Origin of the sequence: Ligaoa zhengdingensis, from assembly GCF_014384885.1 — a bacterium.
In the GTDB taxonomy this organism is placed as follows: Bacteria; Bacillota; Clostridia; order Oscillospirales; family Ruminococcaceae; genus Ligaoa; species Ligaoa zhengdingensis.
This window is the reverse complement of the sequence record NZ_JACRST010000001.1, coordinates 389,333-405,145: the sequence shown is the minus strand read 5'-3', so window position 1 is coordinate 405,145 and position 15,813 is coordinate 389,333. Positions and strand designations below refer to the sequence as shown.

Sequence of the window (15,813 nt, the reverse complement as noted above, 5' to 3'; positions counted from 1 at the left end):
AGCGTTTTTCAGGATTTTTCTTTTTTAGCGGCTACAAATTGGCTACATTTGCAGCGATTTTTGTAGCCAGAGGCTCACGGCATAATGCCGTCAAGCTGTCTGGCTACCTCCACCTGCTTGTTGGGGTACAGGTGACTGTACGTGTCCATCGTTGTCTGTACCTTTTCATGTCCGAGCCGCTCCGCGATCAGCAGCGGAGAGAAGCCCATCTCCACCAGCAGGCTGGCGTGGCTGTGTCGAATGTCATGCACCCGTATCCGCTTCACGCCCGAAGCCTTGCAGCCGTACTTCATTTCGTGGTACAGAAAGCTCTTGGTGTAGGGAAAGAGCCTGTCGTCCTTTTGCAGCCCGTAGCAATGGGACATATACTCCTGCAAACAGTTGCAAAGGCCGTCGGGAATAGGGATAGTACGGATGCTTTTCGGTGTTTTCGGAGTGGTGATAATATCCTCTTTGCCGAGGCGCTGATAGCTCTTGTTCACCGTCAGGGTCTTCTTCTCGAAGTCGATGTCCGACGGTGTGAGTGCCAGCAGCTCTCCCTCCCGAATCCCCGTGTAGTACATGGTCATGAATACCGTGTAGCTGGCGGGACGGTCTTTCATGCTCTCGATAAATGTCTGGAACTCGTCCTTTGTCCAGAACAGCATTTCATCGGCTTTCTTCTTGCCCATGCTCCCCGCCTTGTGGCAGGGATTTTCTTTCAGCCCATAGTATTTGACTGCGTAGTTGAAAATCGCCGTGAGCTGGTTGTTGATGCACTTGAGATAGGTCTGGGCGTAAGGCTTGCCGTTTTCATCCCGGTAGCTGGTCAGGGAGTTCTGCCATTGGCGCACGTGAGTGGGCTTGATCTCGTTCAGCGGAATTTTCTTGAAGAAAGGCGTTACCTTCAGGTCGATCAGCCATTTCTTGCTGGCAACGGTTGAGGGCTTGAGGCGGTGCTCCATATCCTTGACATACAGAGAGATGAAGTCACCGAAGGTCATGCCGAGGCTGCCCGTGGATTGGCTGATAAAGTCACGTTCCCATTGCAGGGCTTCCTTCTTGGTGGCAAAGCCACGCTTCTTCTTGTGGATGGTCTTGCCTGTCCAGTCCGTCACGCGGATCTGGGACATCCAGCGACCGGTGTCGCCGTCTTTTGTTACTGACATTTTTACCTCCTTCCCTCAAGAATCAGGCTTTGATCAGGTTATTCACTCGTTACTCTCGCTTTTACCGTATTCCTTTTCCAGAAACTCCGTCCGCTTTGCGATTCGCTCATCGCGGTCAAGTTCCTCCGGCTCTGTGCATTTGACTGCGTTCGCGGCGTAATATGCCAAAGTCTGCTCCTTCCAGCGCTTATATGCTGCCTGCGTGGAGTTATAGGCGCGAAGCTCGCTGCGCTCGTCCTCCCACTGTTCAAGAAAGAGGCACATATCGGCGTTGAACTCTGCCATGCTCTTTCCGTCAAAGGAAATGGAACATTCCCACTGCTTGCTGCGGGGTGGCTTCTGCACGTCGATCTTGAAGTCGATGCCCTCTACCGTTTCCAGCTTAAAGAGGAAGTCCATCACGTCGGAAAGCGTTCTGATCTGCGTTGAACTGGATTCGTAGCCGAGGATATAGGTCGGCGTTGAATCCAACAGGTCGGCAATCTGATTGACAACGGCAATCGACACTTCGATCTCTCCGGTTTCGTACTTCTGTACGGTGCGGAGAGATTTTTTCAGCATTTGTGCCAGTTCGGTCTGGTTCAGCCCCTTGCGTTTTCGGAGCTGCTTAATTCTCTGCCCAATGGCGGGATAATCGAAATTGTCCATGTCTGATTCACCTCGTCCATATCATATCACAGAATAAAACGAATTGCAAGTACATATTTTTATTTTCTAAAGGCTTGACAGATGCATCTTGTGTGCGTATAATAAAATATGTACTCAAGATGCGCATTTCAGAGGGAATAGAGAAAGGAGGATGAACAAAAGATACGCAGACTGAGGAAAAACACATTGAAACAGGAGGTACTATGAGAGCACAGTTTATCACAGCGTCAGAGGTGGCGGAGATCATGGGCATCAGCCGCAGCAAGGCATATCAGATCGTCCGGGAGATGAACAGAGAGCTGAAATCCCAGGGCTATCTGACCGTAGCCGGAAAATGCCCCGCCCAGTATTTCAAGCAGAAGTTCTACGGCTTCCAGATTCCCGGAGGTGAGCGAAATGACGGAAAATGAGAAAACGACCGCCCTCATCCCATCTGTTGGCGCAGATGGAGGGCAGCCGCCTCACGATTCAACTAAACAGAGGATACCACATGAAACCTGCGAAAGCAATCCCCCTGAGGAAAATATTGAGGAAATGCGTGAGAGAATCCGGCGCATGAACGACCCGCATTATCTTCATACCGTTTCCATGACAGAGCTGTATCAGACCGCCTACAAGAGCAGACCGCCCGTCATAGACGGTCTGCTCTACTCCGGGGCATATATCCTCGCAGGAGCGCCCAAAATCGGAAAATCATTTCTGGTAGCGCAGCTTGCCTACCATGTCAGCACAGGGCAAAGGCTGTGGGGCTATGAAGTCCACCAGGGTACGGTTCTGTACCTTGCGCTGGAGGATGATTTCCAGAGAATCCAGAGCCGGATGTTTATGATGTACGGCGTGGCGGATACCGCCAGCCTGCATTTTGCAACGGCAGCAAACAAAATCGGAAACGGTCTTGACGAGCAGCTTGAGAATTTCATAAAGGAACACCCCGATACGAAACTGGTTATCATTGACACCATGCAGAAGATTCGGGAAGCCGGAGGTGAGGCTTACAGCTACGCCAGCGACTATGAGATCATCGGCAAACTCAAGCGTTTTGCAGACAGGCACAGCATTTGCATCGTTACCGTCCATCACACAAGAAAACAGCCAGCTGGGGACAGCTTTGAAACGATCTCCGGCACAACAGGACTTCTCGGTTGTGCAGACGGAGCACTCCTGATGCAGAAGAAGAAACGGACAGCATTGGAGGCCACGGTCGATGCGGTGGGGCGAGATCAACAGGATCAGATTCTATATCTGAAAAAAGATGCCGGCACGCAGATATGGAGCCTTGAACGGACGGAGAACGAGCCTTATCAGGAGCCTCCCGACCCTGTATTGGATACGGTTTCCCAGCTTGTTTCCTCCGAAAGCAGAGAATGGGCAGGCAGTCCGACCGAGCTTGCGGAAGCGGTGAATACAGGCATGGCGGCAAATGCCCTCACCAAATACCTGAACGTTAAATCCGGCAGGCTGCTGGACGAGTACCATGTGAGGTATGAGAACAGGGCCAAACACTCCGGGCGGCAGGTGAAGCTCACCTATATGGTAATCGGCAATGTTGAGTACGAAGTAATCGACTGAGGACAGCGCGACGGCTGCGACGGTCGCGACGGTGGAAATGATGCCATCAAAGCAACCGTCGCAATCGTTGCGACCGTCGCGGATAGGAAAGGATAGGAAAATGAAAAGCGTACAAATCCCCTATGATCTGTTCATCGACCTCGCCATGTACCATCTGCGGGGCGAGGATGATTTTGAAGAAGAAATCCGGCAGGGCTTGGAGCAAAAGCTCGACGCCATGCTGAACCGGCAGCTCTATTCCCGGTACAAAACCGCTCCCAACGAAGAAGAACGGGAGCAGGCGCGGCAGGAGTATCTTGACCGGCGTGGAGTGCCGCAGAGCTACCGATGGACTACTCCTCCTTGGGAACTGTGACAGGAGCGTGCCACGCTCCTGTTGCTGGCAGACAAGGTAAAGCATTGGCTGACACAGCCCCTCGCATCCCCGTCTCCATCGAAAAACCCGCAGATTTTGAGATGGATGGCGGAGAGGATTTTCAAAATTCTCTCTGCCTGTGAGCGGCAGCGTTGAAGCAAATTCGATTGCTGAAAGGCTGGCGGTCACGCCGTGGATTTTGCAAAGTGGGTACTACTTGCAAGCCACGGCAGAGGCTTCCGCAGAAGCCGCATTCCCCGTTCCCCCTCGGAGAGCCCACGATACTTTGCAGCCACAGGATGAAAGTATCATAGTGGGTTATTACACTTCCGCAGAAGTGCTCCCCCAAAGCTCTCCCGTCCTGCACAATCTGAAACCAGGAGGTAAACTGCCTATGGCAAGAGGCGACGGTATTCACCGTACCAACGCAAGAAATATGAGGCTGACGGCTGCCAGAATCGGCAACGCGCAGCAGCACAACGAACGGGAAAAGGAATCCTATGTCAATCAGGATATTGTCCCGGAAAGAACGCGCCTCAATATTCATTTCAAGAAACCGACCGCTGGATATGCGGAGATGTTTGAGCAGATGAAAGAGGATGGGATCATCTCCACCCGCGGACTGAAAGAGGATGCCTTTCTCTACGGCGAGCTGGTCTTTGACGTAAACACCGCCTATTTTCATAATCACGGCGGCTATGACTTCGCAAAACAATTCTACACCGACGCATACAAATCCGCAATAGAAATCGTAGGCGGAGAGCAGTACATTCTCTCTGCGGTCATGCACGCCGACGAGCGCAATCGTGCCATGTCCGACGTGCTGGGCAAGGACGTGTACCATTATCACCTTCATGTGGTCTATATCCCCGTCGTAGAGAAGAAAATTCTGTGGTCGAAGCGGTGCAAGGATAAATCGCTGGTTGGGACAGTCAAGGAAACGATACAGCAGGTCAGTATGAGTAAAAAGTGGGATTCCAAGCCCGCGCTGGACGAGCATGGGAAACCGCTGCTGAACGCAAACGGAAAAACTGTGCTCCGAAAATCCTATTCTGTTCTGCAAGATGATTTCTTCGCCGCCATGCGAAAGGCAGGGTATGACGATGTGGAGCGAGGCGAACGCGGCAGCTCGGAGGAACATCTGACGGTGACACAGTTCAAGGTGCAGCAGGAACAGGCGCGGCTGGCAGAACTCACAGAGCGGAACCGCCAGCAGGAAAAACAGGCAGCAACGCTTGGAAGCAAAATTGAAAAAATCCAGAATCAGCGGGTCGATGTGCGGTCTATCGAAAAAATCGTGGCAACGTCCATTCCCTTCTCATCCAAAGTTGTCGTGGAGCGTGAGGACTTTGACCGACTTTCCACTCTGGCAAAGAAGTACGTTACAGCAGAGAAAAAGGAATCCAAACTGCAAAAGGCGTTGGATGCGGCAAACAAACTGATTGCAAAACTCAAGGCTGAGATTGTCGGTTTGAAGCAGGAGATTTCCGATTATAAGTCTGTTCGCGGCAAGCTCCGTGCAGCAGAATTGGAGCGTGAAAATACGGAGCTGCGCGGGAAAGTCCGCAGCTATGAGGATGTGATTCAGCGCAATAATCTGTGGCGATTCTTCCATCCGCACAGAGAAAAAGCGGTCACGAGGGACGAAGCTCGCTGATTCCTGTGTAGAGCCGGAAAAAACGCATTTTATCGAATGGGAGCGCGTCAGACAGGGCAGACATCGTCCGGCGCGCTTCTGTTTGAAAATCGCCGTTTTCTTCAAGTCAAGAGCCGGAGAAAACAGCCGAAAAATGCCACTCCTGTGCGACAGAGGGCAGAAAGGAGAGTTTATGAGAACAGGGCTTACGAAGCAGGAAAAGACCACCGATATTTGGTTTGATGAGAAAGAGCCGCTTATCCATATCCGCACCCACAACACCGACCTCAAGAACAGGCTGACCGCCTATGCCGCAGCTCACCCCGGTGAGTGCCGCCAGACCGACGCAGACCCGGACACGGGCTGCATGGAATTTGAAATCCGCAAGGGGCGCTTCTCTTTCCGTCTGACCGCCCCATACAGCGAGGAACGCCGCAGGGCGGCAAGCGAGGCGGCGAAAAAGTGCGGCGTTCATAGAAAAGTTGCACATTTGTATGGAGACTGGAATTGAAAAGTTCGTGCTTTGCATGGTATAATTATATTGGATAAGTTTATCCGCACAAAGTGAAAGATGATGATATGCCCGAAAGGAGGAACACTTTTATGAAACGACTGCCAATTATTGTGCTGACGCTTGCGCTCTGCCTGCTGACAGCGGGCTGCGGCGCAAAGCCAAACGAGCCAGCCGACGGGGACTCTGCAAAAGCGGGGATCGTCGAGCGGATGGCAACGGTAAAAGCAGAGGAAATCAAATATATCTCATCATTCTTTTCTCGTGAGTATGTAAGCGCCGAAGACATGGCCTCCGTCCTCAATGCCGCAGCGGAACACCATAGCGAGCAGCCCGGTCAAGGCTTGGACCATTATACGATGGAGATATACCTCTCCGGGGGGCCTGACGCATATAACTCATCTGACGAACACTTCGTTTTCTTTGCCGGATTGGATGAAAACCATATAAACGGCATTTATTTCAACGGAAAAGGAGACAGCCATCGCATGAGCTTTGAGGACGAAACGCTCTACTGGCTGATCCGCAACGGTTACCGCACCGAAGTACAGGTAGACAAAGACGCTTATGAATACCATCAGGCCATTCTTGACCAGCGGGCGCAGCGATTGGCCGCGCAGTGCGCCTCTCCCTCCCGAACGGATATCCTCACCGGCTATGAGGTTGTGCAGTTTTATCAAAAAGAAGTCCTTACGGATGAAAGCGGCAGCTACACGGTCTATTGCTGGGAACCCGCGTTTCTGACGGCTTCTCCCGATGATATTCCGTGGGCGGGCGGAATGTATCTCGATGCGGACGGCAGGCTCTGCGCCTATGAGCAGTACACCTATTTTGTGACAAAAGGGGAACCCGGAGACTTCCCGCCCTACCGCTTCCTGCCGTTGGATTTGTATAACGGGGAAACCGAAGAAGCGGGAAAAGAGCACGCTTTGCAGCGTATCCGGCAGGCGTTTGAGCCTGCGATTCAGGCACATTGGGCGGAGGATGTGTTGGACGGCATTTCCGATTACCACGAGGTTTCCGTCAGTACGGCAGAGCCGCTGGCCAGGGTGCTGCTTTCCTGCGAGTATGCCGTAAAGGACTTCAAGGTGCTGGGAATCGAGGCTTCTATGAGCAGCAGCCTATCGTTTTCCACAGAAGAGCTGTACGCTCTGGACGAACTGTCACCGGATCGTCCGCTGCTGCTGAATATGACATTCTATGGTCTGCTGCCATATTACGGGGTATCCTACGTCGATGACAGCGGCGAAACCATAAGCTATTCCATCAATATGAGCGGCAAAGACGGCTCTGTGATTTTAACCGAGTTTTTACCGTACACACAGTGCGGTACAGCCCCGAACGGTCGATAATCAAAAACACCAAAGCGCAATCGACAAAAATCGGTTGCGCTTTTTCATTGCCTTCCCCATACAGCGCAGAACGCCGCAGGGCGGCAAGCGAGGCGGCGAAAAAGTGCGGCGTAAACGATATAGGTAGAAGCGTTCATAAAAATCTGCTATAATTCTTTGAAAAACCTATTGACTGGCACCTTGGGGAATAGCTTATCCTGTATGTGGAGGTGAGTACAATGCTCATAAATGAAGTATGCAAAGAATGTAACCTGACCAAAAAAGCAGTTGAGTATTACACAGAGCAGGGACTAATCCAACCAAGGATAACAGAAAACGGGTATCGGCAGTTCTCCGAGACAGATGCTTTGAAGCTCAAGCGAATTGCAGTTTTGCGCGGGCTTGGCTTTTCCGTTCCAGAGATTCGCACAATTCTTGAGAATGATAGCCGTACAGCAATTTACGATGTCCTCAACAGGAAAGAGTTTGAAATCGTCGAGCTGCAAACAAAGCAGGCATTGATAAAACAACTTGCGGAAAGCGGCGATTGGGAGCATATTGAAGGACAAGTGGAGGCGCTTCAAAACAAGCAATCCATATTGAACCGTATCCTTGATAAGTTTCCGGGCTTCTATGGAAAATTCGTATGCTTGCACTTCGCTCCGTTTTTGAGCGAAGCAATCACAACGAATGAGCAGAGGGAAGCGTTTGAAACGATCATCCGATACTTGGACGGCATTTCAATAGCTGTTCCCAGCGATGTGCAGCAGTATCTTGATGAGATTAGAGAAAATGCTGATGTTGCTGTGACGCAAAGCGCATCTGCTGTACTTGCGGCAGCTATGGCAGACCCGGAAAAGTATATTCACGACAACAAGGAAATGCTCGAACAATATCGAGCAGTTGCGAAATCGGAGGAATATAAGGCATCTCCCGCCTACCGACTGCAAGAATATCTAAAGCAATTCCAAAGTGAGAGCGGCTATAACGATGTATTCATTCCCGCAATGCAGAGGATTAGCCCCGCTTACCGGGAGTATCACAAATCCTTGCAAGCGGCAAATGAAGTTTTCTTGCGGCATTTCCAACAGGAGTGATTTTGTAAAAAAGTTCATAGAACAATTCCCACCCACCAAAGCGCAATCGACGAAAAGCGGTTGCGCTTTTTTCCTGCCTGCCCCATATACGGCAGGATTTATGCAAAAATTGATTTTGGCGGGCAGGCACAATCTGTGCCTGCCCGCCTTGTCTGCCCCAAAAGCGCGGCAGGCGGCGGCAGTCAATGGCGCGAAGCGTTCATCTTGACCATTGACAGACGCAACCCGTTGCGCTATATTCTTCCCGTCAGCTATCGAGGGGGGTCGTAATCTGTCACGGCGTTCAGGTAGGCTTCTGGATCGCCGTTCAGAACCAGATCGGCATACGCAAGTGGATCATTGTAGATCAGATAATCCAGCTCTGACCGCTGGAAGCGGTTGTCGGCAACTTCGTTTTCAACGGCGGTGCAGTCAATGGAAATCTGGCTTCCATCGTCAAAAACCAATTCCACGCAGGCCGTGTCTATGTTGAATTGACAGGATATAAGTTTGCTCATGGTCATACCTCCAGGATGTTTTTTGAGGTGAATCAGGCGGTCAATTTCCGGGTGATTATTGGCGGGAATCATATCGAAACCCGCTGCAAATCATTCAAAGAAAGTCGTTGCGAACGGTTAGTACGTATAAAATAACTGGCTACAAAGCGGCTACAAAATTCGTAAGAAACCTATGTACAGCCCGAAATACGTGGATTATTTGGACAAAATGCGTATCGAGAGTGCATTTTATAACCCCAAATCAAAGCCTAAGACTTGAGTGGGAATAAGAAATATTTATCCTGATGCCGTTTTTTTCGGCTCTACAGCCGGAAAAGTGGCTAAATAGGATGGATTTCTCCCCTGTTTGATAGCAGATTGATAGCACTTGTCAAAACCGCACTTGCTGATTTACAGCCGAGTTGCAAGTGGTTTACAGGTGCGCTGAAAAACTTATCTATAGAAAAAGGTCTAACCGATTTTTGCAAGTCGGTTAGACCTTTTTTCATTTGTCCTTTTTCAGTTCTTCGATCAGCATATCGCTCAATCCCTGCGGGATAACCTTCGCCCAGATACGGGGGGTATCGTACTCCGGGTAACGGTAGCGCCAGCGGTCATACTCCTCCTTGGAGATTTCGCCAGCTTCCATTTTGGCAACCTGTTCCCGCCATGCACACAGAGAACGCCAGAGTTCTTGAGCATCTCGTCCTTTGGATGGGTCAACACACAGGCAAGGCTCTCCGTCAATCTCTTTGACAGCCAGCCCATACCGATCTTCCAGAGTAAACAGGGTGTGCATCAGGCCGAGATAGGAGTCAATATCCGGCACGGACAGAGCCAGCGGCGACACATCCAAAGTATTTGCCAAAGCTGCGGTCATATCCGCTTTGGGAGTTCTCGTCCCAGTTTCATATTGAGCAAGGCGCACATCCGCAGATTTCTCCGGGAAACCCACCTGTGTGCCGAGGTATTTTTGAGTCATCCCCCGTAATTTGCGGAAGAATTGAATCCGTTCACCAATCGCCATTACAGCCAACTCCGTTCTATGGTGTTTTCATAAATAGCATAGCAGATATGCTTAGGATAGTCAAGATAAATCTAAACAAATTTATTTAATATTTATCTGCAAACCGCTTGACATAAACAAATATGTTTAGTATAATAAGAGAAAATTAAGCAAATAGGCTTAATAGCAGAAAATTGTAGATCAGACGCCCTGCTAAATGGGCAAAAAATGTCCGTTAGTAAGGTGAGAGGGGGTGAAAAACCAAATCGAGTAAAACTGAATGACCGTCCGACAGATACTTTCTCCGGGGAAGTAGGCGACGATAAGAGCCTGCCAAGGAGAGAAACCAACGGCACAGCGCCGAAAAGGGTCGCCTGTCAGAGTCTGGAAGATAGAACGGCGAAAGTAAAACCATGAAAAGGAAAATGATTACGACAAGGAAAAGAAGGAATTTTGCCTATGGCAGGACAGATTTTTATGCGAGTAGATGAGGTCGCTTCTGAGTTGGGTGTCTCTAAACCCTATGCCTATAAGCTCATCAAAAAGATGAATGAAGAATTGAAGCAAACCGGGTGTATTACGATCTCTGGTCGGATTGACCGCAAATTCTTCTATGAGAAGTTCTATGGAACCAGAGATCAGAGAAAGGAGAAGTGAGTATGGCAGCGTTCAAAAACAAGGACAACGGCACATGGTATGTGCAATTCCGTTACACAGACTGGAAGGGAGAACGGCAGCAAAAGCTCAAGCGTGGATTTGCCACAAAAAAGGAAGCCCAGGCATGGGAACGGGAGTTCCTGATGGAGAAACAGGCAGATGTCAACATGACTTTTGAGAGTTTCGTCGCCCTGTATGAAAAAGACATCAAGCCCAAATTGAAACTCAATACCTGGGTGACCAAAGACAGCATCATCCAGAAGAAAATCCTGCCCTATTTCCGCAAGCGCAAGCTCTCGGAGATCACGGCAAAAGACATTATCGACTGGCAGAACGAAATCAGGGGCTTGACCGACCACAACGGCAAACCGTTGTCTGCCACCTATCTGAAAACCGTCCACAATCAGCTCAGCGCCATTTTTAACCACGCAGTCCGCTATTATGGGCTGCAAGTCAATCCGGCACAGCAGGCTGGCAATATGGGGACGGAGGAACGGCGGGAAATGCTGTTCTGGACAAGAGAGGAATACACGAAGTTCTCCGAGGCGATGATGGACAAACCCATTTCCTTCTACGCCTTTGAAATGCTCTATTGGTGCGGCATCCGGGAGGGCGAACTGCTGGCGCTGACTCCGGCTGACTTTGATTTTGAGAAAGGAACGGTTTCCATCAATAAATCCTATCAGCGGTTGAATGGGCAGGACATTGTTACCACACCGAAAACCAAGAAAAGCAACCGAGTGATTAAAATGCCGCAGTTTCTGTGCGAAGAAATGCAGGACTATTTGAAGCAGCTTTATGGGGCAAAGCCTGACAGCCGTATTTTTCCTGTCAGCAAATATTATCTCCATCATGAGATGGACAGAGGATGCAAGGAAACCGGAGTAAAACGCATCAGAATCCACGATTTGAGACACAGCCATATCTCCCTTTTGATTGACATGGGCTTTACCGCTCTGGCAATCGCTGACCGTGTGGGGCATGAGAGCATCGACATCACTTACCGCTATGCCCACCTGTTTCCTACAAGGCAGACTGAAATGGCAAACAAACTGGATTCACTGCGAACCGAGAAAGGAGCGTAAATTATGTCGGCAAAAAATCTTGATAGTCACAACCGTTGGCGGAACAAAACCGTTGCCTTCCGGGTATCACCGGAGGAAGATGAGCAGCTTGAAGCCTTTGTGCAAATGTCCGGCCTTACTAAGCAGGACTATATCACCCGGCGACTCCTGTGCCGGGATGTGGTGGCACAGGGCAATCCGAGAGTGTATAAGGCGCTCAGAAATCAGTTTGCTTCTGTGCTGGATGAGCTGCGGCGGATTGAGGCCGGGGCTGGCGTGGATGACGAACTGCTGGACACCATTCGGTTTATGACAGAAATCATGGATGGAATGAAGGAGGACAATGCCTATGGCGAATGAGGCAAAAGAAAAGACTGCCATTGCAACATCTGTTGGCGCAGATGAAAGGCAGTCCATTCAAAAATCTACTGTGAATAGTATACCCACTTCGGAGCCGGAAATCAATGATGAAATTGAAAACTCCGAAGAAAAGCTGGAAGAAATGTACCGCAGGATACAGCGCATGACCGACCCGCATTATCTGCACACGATCTCCATGACTGAGTTGTATCAGACCCCTTACAGAAGCAGGCCCCCGATCATTGAGGGGCTGCTCTACGCCGGGACATATATCCTTGCTGGCGCTCCCAAAATTGGCAAGTCCTTTCTGGTGGCGCAGATCGCTTACCATGTCAGCACAGGCAAAAAGCTGTGGGAGTACGAAGTCCATCAGGGAACGGTGCTGTATCTCGCTCTTGAAGATGATTTCCAGCGCATCCAGAGCCGGATGTTCAAGATGTACGGCGTGGACGATACGCCCAACCTCCACTTTGCAACGGCGGCTGGAAAAATCGGCAACGGGCTGGATGAACAGCTTGCCAATTTTGTGCGGGACCATCCGGACACCAAACTCATCATCATCGACACCATGCAGAAAATCCGGGAGGTCGGCGGCGAGGCGTACAGCTATGCCAGCGACTACGAGATTATCGGTAAGCTGAAAGAGTTCGCAGACAGGTGCAGTATCTGTGTGCTGACTGTTCACCATACCCGAAAGCAGCCCGCCGGAGATGCCTTTGAGATGATCTCTGGAACCACGGGTCTGCTGGGCTGTGCCGATGGTTCTCTGCTGGTGCAGAAGAAAAAGCGGACGGCACTGGAAGCCACCATTGATGTGGTGGGGCGAGATCAGCAGGATCAGATCCTCTATCTGAAAAAAGACCCGGAAACACAGATTTGGGAGTTGGAGCGTATGGAAAACGAGCTTCACAAAGAACCACCTGACCCAATTTTGGAAACCGTGGCGAAGTTGGTAACGGAGCTGTGGAGCGGAAGCCCTACGGAGCTGGCTGCCTTCCTTCAAGTCGATATGCAGCCAAATACTCTGACGAAGCATTTGAATGTAAACGCCGGGAGGCTGTTTGAGGAATATGGCGTTCAGTATGAAAACGCCAGAAATCACGCCGGAAGAAAAATCACGCTGACCCCTGTTTCGGAGAAAGCGTGACGATGGTGACGGTCGTGACGGTAATTTTGGTGGTATCTCAAACACCGTCACCATCGTCACGACCGTCACGGAAAGGAATGGAACCGATGAAGAATGTGCAAATCCCCTATGACCTGTTCGTGGATCTGGTGCTGTACCACTTGAACGGCGAGGAAGACTTTGACGAGGACATACGGCGGGGGTTGGAGCAAAAGCTGGATGCCATGCTCAACCACCAACTCTATTCGCAGTACAAGACCTCTCCCACCGAGGAACAGCGGGAACAGGCAATGCAGGAGTATCTTAACCGCAGGGGTGTGCCGGAGAGCTACCGCTGGACTACTTCTCCTTGGGAACGATGACAGGAGCGTGCCACGCTCCTGTGGTTAGCGGACAAGGCAGAAAGGCATTGGCTGCCCCCCTACGCATCCCCCGTCCCCATCGAAAAATCCGCAGATTTGGAGATGGATGTGGGCAGAAGATTATAAGCAAATGAGGTTTGCGAACAGGCTGCTGTCCATGCTGTTTTTGCGGATTGTGGCTACACCAGCAAGCCGAAAAAACGGCAGAGGCATCCGCAGATGCCGCATACCCCCTCGGAGAGCCCACGATACTTTGCAGCCGCAGGATGAAAGTATCATAATGGGTTATTACACTTCCGCAGAAGTGTTCCCCAAACGCTACCCCGTACCACAAACCAAAATTACAGGAGGTAAATGCCTATGGCAAGAGGCGACGGTATCCATCGTACCAGCGCAAGAAATATGAGAATGACAACCGAAAAAGTAACCAACGCTCAAGGCCACAATGAGCGAGAAAAAGAGAGCTATGTCAATCAGGACATCGTGCCGGAAAGACGGGGTATGAATGTCCACTTCAAAACGCCGACAGACAGCTACACGGCTATGTTTGATCAGATGGTGACTGACGGCGTGATTTCCACCCGTGGTCTGAAAACCGATGCGGAGAAGTTCGGCGAGCTGATTTTCGATGTTAACTCTGCTTACTTCTACAACCACGGCGGTTACGACTTCGCAAAACAATTTTACGCCGATGCCTACAAAAGTGCAATCAAAATTGTAGGCGGTGAACAGTATATCCTTTCGGCAGTTATGCACGCCGATGAACGCAACCGGGCCATGTCCGAGGCTTTGGGGCAGGATGTGTACCACTACCATCTTCATGTGGTCTATGTCCCGGTGGTGGAGAAAGAAATCCGCTGGTCGAAACGATGCAAGGACAAATCTCTGGTAGGAAAAGTAAAAGAAACCATCATGCAGGTCAGCATGAGCAAGAAATGGGATTCCAAGCCCGCTCTGGATGAGAACGGTCTGCCGCTACTGACCAAGAGTGGAAAAAAAGTCCTTCGGAAGTCCTACTCTGTTTTACAGGATGACTTTTTCCAAGATATGCGTTCTGCCGGGTACACGGATGTGGAGCGAGGCGAGCATGGCAGTTCTGAGGAACATCTGACAGTTACACAGTTCAAGGTGGAACGGGAGCAGGAACGCCTTGCCGATCTCACCGAGCAGACCCAGCAGAAAGAAGCAGAAGCGGCAGCTTTGGATAAGAAAATCGAAAAGATCAAACAGAAGAAAGTGGACATCGAGAGCATTGACAAAATTGAAGCCAAGCCTGTCATGCTTTCCGCATCAAGGGTGTCTCTTGAAAAGTTCGAATATGAAATGCTGGCTATCGCCGCCAAGAAATACTATGCCCAGGAGAAGCGAGAATCCAAGCTGCAAAAGGCGCTGGATGCCGCCCATAAGGTGATCGGTGAGTTGAAAGCACAGATCGCTTCTCTGACCGCCGAGCTGTCCAAGTACAAGTCCGTCCGCAGCAAGCTGAACTCGGTTAGCTTGGAGCAGGAGAATGAGGAATTGCGAAGCAAAGTCCGGCGATATGAGAGCGTGATTGACAGGCAAAATCTGTGGCATTTATTCGGCAGAGGGCGTGTGAAAACCCATTCAAGGGATGATGCCCGTTAATTCCGTGTAGAGCCGGGAAAAACGAAAAATATCCGCTGGGAGCGTTCCAGATAAAGCCCACATCATTCGGACGACTCCCAGCAGAAAATCCGCCCATTTTTACGGTTGTTGAACCGTGAAAAAATCACGAAAATCAGGAGGTTTTATGAAAACAGGTCTTTCCAAGAAGCAAAAGACAACGAACATCTATTTTAACGAGGACAGCCCTATGATTGAGGTCTGCACCTATAACACTGATCTCAAAAACAGGCTGACCAAGTATGCCGCACAGTACCCCAGCGAGTGCAAGCTGATAGATGATGACGAGATGGGCTGCATGACCTTTGAAATCAGTAAAGGGCGGTTTGGATTCAAGTTGACCGCACCGTACAGCGAGGAACGCCGCAAGGCTGCCGGAGAACTGGCAAAAAAGCACGCCGAAAATCTGAAAGCAAAAGAAAAATAATCCTACATCCGCCACCCGTGGGAGAAATTCTGCGGGTGGCGTTTCTATTTGACTGAATGAGAGTTTACAATTTCACTATTGAGCTATGAATCAAAATGTGCTATACTATTCTTAAATTCAGCGAACGCAGAATTGTATTCAGCAAACCCGATGCGTGAGATTTGCTAATGGAGTGGAAAAGATGGCTGTTAGTTATAAGAAACTGTGGAAACTGTTGATCGACAAAGACATGAAGAAAAAAGACCTGTGTGCCGCTGCCGGAATCAGTCATGCTTCCATGGCAAAGCTCGGCAAAAACGAGAATGTTACAACTGATGTGCTGGTGAAAATCTGTACCGCACTGCAATGCGATATTGGTGATATTATGGAATTGACTCCTGAAAATTCCAAGTAAAA

General features: G+C 50.1%; 19 protein-coding genes. 15 read left to right on the top strand and 4 right to left on the bottom strand.

Going from position 1 to position 15,813, the window contains the following annotated elements; all coding sequences use genetic code 11:
* Window positions 1-74: 74 nt before the first annotated feature.
* Both H8711_RS01905 and H8711_RS01900 read right to left on the bottom strand, forming a co-directional pair.
* On the bottom strand, window positions 75-1,148 hold the full coding sequence (locus H8711_RS01905) for a site-specific integrase (protein WP_249281835.1): 1,074 nt from the start codon (window positions 1,146-1,148) through the stop codon (window positions 75-77).
* Window positions 1,149-1,190: 42 nt separating this feature from the next.
* Window positions 1,191-1,796: a helix-turn-helix domain-containing protein gene (locus tag H8711_RS01900; RefSeq protein WP_249281834.1), complete on the bottom strand. Its 606-nt coding sequence runs from the start codon at window positions 1,794-1,796 to the stop codon at window positions 1,191-1,193.
* A gap of 203 nt (window positions 1,797-1,999) precedes the next feature.
* Between H8711_RS01900 and H8711_RS01895 the strand changes: the two genes are divergently transcribed.
* The 7 genes from H8711_RS01895 to H8711_RS01865 all read left to right on the top strand — a co-directional run bounded on the left by H8711_RS01895 (window position 2,000) and on the right by H8711_RS01865 (window position 8,295).
* Entirely contained in the window at window positions 2,000-2,206 is a 207-nt protein-coding gene (locus tag H8711_RS01895; RefSeq protein ID WP_009260790.1) for a hypothetical protein, read from the top strand.
* The gene (locus tag H8711_RS01890) at window positions 2,193-3,365 is read left to right on the top strand and encodes an AAA family ATPase (protein ID WP_249281833.1); all 1,173 of its coding nucleotides are present in this window, start codon (window positions 2,193-2,195) and stop codon (window positions 3,363-3,365) included. The genes H8711_RS01895 and H8711_RS01890 overlap by 14 nt, the downstream gene beginning before the upstream one ends.
* 100 nt (window positions 3,366-3,465) lie before the next feature.
* The gene (locus H8711_RS01885) at window positions 3,466-3,720 is read left to right on the top strand and encodes a complexin-2 (RefSeq protein WP_117461373.1); all 255 of its coding nucleotides are present in this window, start codon (window positions 3,466-3,468) and stop codon (window positions 3,718-3,720) included.
* 394 nt (window positions 3,721-4,114) lie between these two features.
* Window positions 4,115-5,377, top strand: a complete 1,263-nt coding sequence (locus tag H8711_RS01880; RefSeq protein ID WP_249281832.1) for a plasmid recombination protein — start codon at window positions 4,115-4,117, stop codon at window positions 5,375-5,377.
* A gap of 172 nt (window positions 5,378-5,549) precedes the next feature.
* Window positions 5,550-5,867 carry a hypothetical protein gene (locus H8711_RS01875; protein WP_231358147.1) on the top strand — a complete coding sequence of 106 codons (318 nt, stop codon included), beginning with the start codon at window positions 5,550-5,552 and terminating at the stop codon, window positions 5,865-5,867.
* A gap of 92 nt (window positions 5,868-5,959) precedes the next feature.
* Complete coding sequence (locus H8711_RS01870; protein ID WP_231358148.1) at window positions 5,960-7,219, top strand: hypothetical protein; 1,260 nt, start codon at window positions 5,960-5,962, stop codon at window positions 7,217-7,219.
* Window positions 7,220-7,437: 218 nt separating this feature from the next.
* On the top strand, window positions 7,438-8,295 hold the full coding sequence (locus H8711_RS01865; RefSeq protein ID WP_177940390.1) for a MerR family transcriptional regulator: 858 nt from the start codon (window positions 7,438-7,440) through the stop codon (window positions 8,293-8,295).
* A gap of 251 nt (window positions 8,296-8,546) precedes the next feature.
* Here the strand turns inward: H8711_RS01865 and H8711_RS01860 are convergent, their stop codons facing one another.
* Both H8711_RS01860 and H8711_RS01855 read right to left on the bottom strand, forming a co-directional pair.
* On the bottom strand, window positions 8,547-8,792 hold the full coding sequence (locus H8711_RS01860) for a DUF6061 family protein (protein WP_177662092.1): 246 nt from the start codon (window positions 8,790-8,792) through the stop codon (window positions 8,547-8,549).
* Between the two features lie 484 nt (window positions 8,793-9,276).
* On the bottom strand, window positions 9,277-9,798 hold the full coding sequence (locus H8711_RS01855; protein ID WP_249281831.1) for a helix-turn-helix domain-containing protein: 522 nt from the start codon (window positions 9,796-9,798) through the stop codon (window positions 9,277-9,279).
* A 438-nt stretch (window positions 9,799-10,236) separates the two neighbouring features.
* Between H8711_RS01855 and H8711_RS01850 the strand changes: the two genes are divergently transcribed.
* The 8 genes from H8711_RS01850 to H8711_RS01815 all read left to right on the top strand — a co-directional run bounded on the left by H8711_RS01850 (window position 10,237) and on the right by H8711_RS01815 (window position 15,811).
* Window positions 10,237-10,434: a MerR family transcriptional regulator gene (locus H8711_RS01850; RefSeq protein ID WP_249281830.1), complete on the top strand. Its 198-nt coding sequence runs from the start codon at window positions 10,237-10,239 to the stop codon at window positions 10,432-10,434.
* Between the two features lie 2 nt (window positions 10,435-10,436).
* Window positions 10,437-11,519, top strand: a complete 1,083-nt coding sequence (locus H8711_RS01845) for a site-specific integrase (protein WP_249281829.1) — start codon at window positions 10,437-10,439, stop codon at window positions 11,517-11,519.
* Window positions 11,520-11,522: 3 nt separating this feature from the next.
* A complete protein-coding gene (locus tag H8711_RS01840) occupies window positions 11,523-11,858 on the top strand; it encodes a plasmid mobilization protein (protein ID WP_249281828.1) in 336 nt (111 codons plus the stop codon).
* Window positions 11,848-13,005, top strand: a complete 1,158-nt coding sequence (locus H8711_RS01835; protein ID WP_249281827.1) for an AAA family ATPase — start codon at window positions 11,848-11,850, stop codon at window positions 13,003-13,005. The genes H8711_RS01840 and H8711_RS01835 overlap by 11 nt, the downstream gene beginning before the upstream one ends.
* 86 nt (window positions 13,006-13,091) lie before the next feature.
* A complete protein-coding gene (locus H8711_RS01830; RefSeq protein ID WP_249281826.1) occupies window positions 13,092-13,346 on the top strand; it encodes a complexin-2 in 255 nt (84 codons plus the stop codon).
* A 360-nt stretch (window positions 13,347-13,706) separates the two neighbouring features.
* The gene (locus H8711_RS01825; protein ID WP_249281825.1) at window positions 13,707-14,972 is read left to right on the top strand and encodes a plasmid recombination protein; all 1,266 of its coding nucleotides are present in this window, start codon (window positions 13,707-13,709) and stop codon (window positions 14,970-14,972) included.
* Between the two features lie 145 nt (window positions 14,973-15,117).
* The gene (locus tag H8711_RS01820) at window positions 15,118-15,417 is read left to right on the top strand and encodes a hypothetical protein (RefSeq protein WP_249281824.1); all 300 of its coding nucleotides are present in this window, start codon (window positions 15,118-15,120) and stop codon (window positions 15,415-15,417) included.
* A gap of 181 nt (window positions 15,418-15,598) precedes the next feature.
* Window positions 15,599-15,811: a helix-turn-helix domain-containing protein gene (locus tag H8711_RS01815; protein WP_054324281.1), complete on the top strand. Its 213-nt coding sequence runs from the start codon at window positions 15,599-15,601 to the stop codon at window positions 15,809-15,811.
* Window positions 15,812-15,813: the final 2 nt, after the last annotated feature.